This is a genomic window from Enterobacter sp. HSTU-ASh6 (genome assembly GCF_026319105.1).
Classification (GTDB): domain Bacteria; phylum Pseudomonadota; class Gammaproteobacteria; order Enterobacterales; family Enterobacteriaceae; genus Enterobacter; species Enterobacter sichuanensis.
In genome coordinates, this window is the sequence record NZ_WSPD01000044.1 from 1 (window position 1) to 1,182 (window position 1,182).

Consider the following 1,182-nt stretch of genomic DNA (forward strand, 5'->3'; position numbering starts at 1 on the left):
TGCCCTTGTATGTTTAAAGTCACTTCAGTTACCCGTCAACAGACGGGTAAACTGTCACTGAGTTTGACCTGATGCCACAGCCCGTTAGCCCTCTGGGTTTTCAAGCCCGCGGGTGAGCTCATGGCGTGGCATCAGTTTTCCTGTTAACCCGAACAGCTGCCCGGGCGGCCTGTGCCAGCCCGCATCTTACAAGGCCGGGAGACATGAATATGACTGAACATATCACCATCGGCATCGATATTGCCAAAGACACTTTTGACGTATTCATCAGTCCTGACGGACTGTTTCTCCATCTGGAGAATACCCCACACGGACACCAGCAACTCCTCGACGCACTCGCATCCCGCGCCGTTACACGGATAGTGATGGAAGCCACGGGGCGCTACCATAATCTTCTTGCTGCCACGCTTGAGCTTGCCGGTCTGCCGGTCGCTGTGGTCAACCCTGCTCAGGTCAAACACTTCGCACGCGCTCTCGGGACGCTGTTCAAGACCGACCCGAATGATGCCCGCATCATCTGCGAGTTTGGCCGCAGGATGACTCCGGATATCAGACCTGCTCCGGACGAACAGACGCAGCGTCTCGCCATGATGGTATCCCGCCGCCGCCAGCTGGTGGACAACAGAACCATGGAGCAGAACCGCTACGGCTCCTGCAGCGATGAACTTATCCGGACGGGTATCAAACGGCATATTGACTGGCTTAACGCAGAGATAAAGGACACGGATGACGACATCGATCAGCAGATAAAAGTGATGCCGTTATGGCAGGAGAAAGTAAAGCTACTGGAAGACGTCAAAGGTATAGGACGCACAACGCTGGCGGTTCTGCTGTCGATGCTGCCGGAGCTGGGACAACTTAACAGACGTAAAATCAGCGCGCTGGTAGGCGTGTGTCCTTATGCCCATGACAGCGGAAAGATGAAAGGAAAACGATGTATCTGGGGAGGACGAAGTGCGGTGCGGGCAGCGCTGTACATGGCGGCAATGTCAGCGGTGCGCTATAACCCGACCATACAGACTTTTTTTGAGAGACTGAGAAGCAAGGGGAAAGCCTTTAAAGTCGCGATGACCGCCTGCGTCAGAAAGCTGGTAACAATCCTGAATGCGATGGTGCGGGACAATAAAAAATGGGTGGCAGGTTAGTCGTCAGCCGTTGACTTTAAACACAGCTGCTCACCCC

1 protein-coding gene is annotated in these 1,182 nt (G+C 54.5%); it reads left to right on the plus strand.

The annotated features are described in order from the left end of the window. Window positions 1-209 precede the first annotated feature (209 nt). Window positions 210-1,145, plus strand: coding sequence for an IS110 family transposase (locus GM298_RS23215; protein ID WP_260591355.1), 936 nt, complete (start codon window positions 210-212; stop codon window positions 1,143-1,145). The last annotated feature ends 37 nt before the right edge of the window (window positions 1,146-1,182 follow it).